Below are 2865 nucleotides of genomic sequence, written 5' to 3'. Positions count from 1 at the left end.
CTCCCACATTGTTGTGCAGTACCATCGGCCATGAGGGGCTTAACTTCTCTGTTCGGTATGGGAAGAGGTGAACACCCTCGGCAAAACCACCATAAAAAGGTAATTCGCTGAGCGAACAATAAAATTACATATTGGGATAAGTTACAACTTTCATAATAAGACTATCTCTTACCGAAGTAAAAAATAAAAAATAAAGCTTACGGGCAATTAGTACTACTCGGCTTCGATGTTACCACCCTTATACCTATAGCCTATCAACGTCATAGTCTTTGACGACCCTTAAAAGTAAACTCATCTTAAGGTTGGTTTCACGCTTAGATGCTTTCAGCGTTTATCCATGCTGTACGTAGCTACTCTGCATTGCACCTGGCGGCACAACAGATACACCAGCGGTACATACGACTCGGTCCTCTCGTACTAAAGTCATGTCCTCTCAATTTACTTGCGCCCATCACAGATAGGGACCGAACTGTCTTGCGACGTTCTGAACCCAGTTCACGTGCCACTTTAATCGGCGAACAGCCGAACCCTTGGGACCTTCTCCAGCCCCAGGATGTGACGAACCGACATCGAGGTGCCAAACCTCCCCGTCGATATGAGCTCTTGGGGGAGATCAGCCTGTTATCCCCAGAGTACCTTTTATCCTTTGAGCGACGGCCCTTCCATACAGAACCGCCGGATCACTTTAGCCGACTTTCGTCCCTGCTCGACTTGTAAGTCTCACAGTCAAGCTCCCTTATACTAATACGCTCTATGTACGATTACCAACCGTACTGAAGGAACCTTTGCAAGCCTCCGTTACACTTTAGGAGGCGACCACCCCAGTCAAACTACCCACCATGCACTGTTTCCCGTTAGGGATTAGATTCTAAATGTTTAAAGGTTGGTATTTCAACGTTGACTCCATCATGCCTGGCGACACAACTTCACAGTCTCCCAACTATCCTACACATCAAAAATTCAAAATCAATGCAAAGTTGTAGTGAAGGTTCATGGGGTCTTTCCGTCCCGTGACGGGTAACCGGCATCTTCACCGATACTACAATTTCACCGGGCTCGTGGAGGAGACAGTGTACAACTCATTAGACCATTCGTGCAGGTCGGAACTTACCCGACAAGGAATTTCGCTACCTTAGGACCGTTATAGTTACGGCCGCCGTTTACTGGGGCTTCAGTCAGAAGCTTTGGATTACTCCGAACATCCTTCCTTAACCTTCCAGCACCGGGCAGGTATCAGGCTCTATACGTCATCTTACGATTTTGCAGGGCCCTGTGTTTTTGCTAAACAGTTGGTTGTACCATTTTACTGAGACCGACCGAAATCGGTACGCTTTATCCCGAAGTTACAGCGTCAATTTGCCTAGTTCCTTCTCCACGGCTCACCCGAGCGCCTTAGAATACTCATCCCACCCACCTGTGTCGGTTTGCGGTACGGGCTGCTTTAAACATAACTTAGAGGTTTTTCTCGGTGCTCTGATTAGGATCACTATCTACGCTGCCGAAGCTTTGCAGTACTATCAGGTTCGACATTCTCGGCGGATTTGCCTACCAAAAATATATCTACACCCTTTAACCCGGTATTCCGTCACCGGGCGGATCTTTCACTAACACGTCACCCCATCGAATTTAAAGCAGGTGTTGGAATATTAACCAACTTGCCATCAGCTACCCCTTTCGGGTTCGCCTAAGGACCCGACTAACCCTGATCTGATTAACATTGATCAGGAAACCTTGGGTTTACGGCGTTAAGGTTTTTCACCTTAATTATCGTTACTTATGCCTACATTTTCTTTTGAAATCGCTCCAGCATGCATCGCCACACACCTTCACAGCTGATTTCAATGCTCCCCTACCGATATACTACCTAGTAGCAATCTTAGAACTTCGGTTCATGGTTTGATGCCCGATTATTTTCCGTGCAGAGTCTCTCGACCAGTGAGCTGTTACGCACTCTTTAAATGAGTGGCTGCTTCCAAGCCAACATCCTGGCTGTTATAGAAACTCCACCTCGTTTGATCAACTTAACCATGTATTAGGGACCTTAGTTGCTAATCTGGGTTATTTCCCTCTCGGCCATGGACCTTATCGCCCACAGCCTCACTCCCGGAGATATTTAGTACCATTCGGAGTTTGTCAGGATTTGGTAGGCGGTGAAGCCCCCTAGTCCAATCAGTAGCTCTACCTGTACTAAACGTCTATAATCCGAGGCTGTTCCTAAAAACATTTCGGGGAGAACGAGCTATCTCTCAGTTTGATTGGCCTTTCACCCCTATCCACAGGTCATCCCAGAGCTTTTCAACGCTCATGGGTTCGGTCCTCCAGTGTGTGTTACCACACCTTCAACCTGCCCATGGATAGATCACAAAGTTTCGCGTCTACCCCCACTGACTAGTCGCCCTATTTGGACTTGCTTTCGCTGCGGCTCCGTTACTTAAGAACTTAACCTCGCCAGTGAGGAGTAACTCGTAGGCTCATTATGCAAAAGGCACGCCGTCATCCGCCGAGGCGGACTCCGACCGCTTGTAGGCGCACGGTTTCAGGTACTATTTCACTCCCTTATTTAGGGTACTTTTCACCTTTCCCTTACGGTACTGGTTCACTATCGGTGTCTGAGGAGTATTTAGCCTTACCGGATGGTGCCGGCAGATTCAGGCAGGATTTCTCCGGTCCCGCCTTACTCAGGGTACCGCTCGTCCCTATTAATTTCCGCTTACGGGGTTATCACCCTCTATGACTCAACTTTCCAGATGATTCAGCTTGATAATAGTTTCTAAATGCGGCCCTACAACCCCACGTCAGCACGCCAACATGGTTTGGGCTTTTCCCGTTTCGCTCGCCACTACTCAGGGAATCATTATTATTTTC

Annotated in this window: 1 rRNA gene and 1 other annotated feature (1 of these 2 running past the window's edge); the gene reads right to left on the bottom strand. The window is 47.9% G+C overall.

Annotated elements, in window-relative coordinates:
- Positions 1-10 precede the first annotated feature (10 nt).
- Positions 11-94: a sequence feature (5S ribosomal RNA rRNA prediction is too short), on the bottom strand.
- A gap of 93 nt (positions 95-187) precedes the next feature.
- Positions 188-2865: ribosomal RNA gene (locus tag ACFOWM_RS13870) — 23S ribosomal RNA — on the bottom strand; it runs 203 nt beyond the window's last position.

The organism is Ferruginibacter yonginensis, from assembly GCF_042651465.1.
Classification (GTDB): Bacteria; Bacteroidota; Bacteroidia; order Chitinophagales; family Chitinophagaceae; genus Ferruginibacter; species Ferruginibacter yonginensis.
The sequence above is the reverse complement of the archived record's forward strand: the minus strand, read 5'-3'. Positions and strand labels throughout refer to the sequence as shown.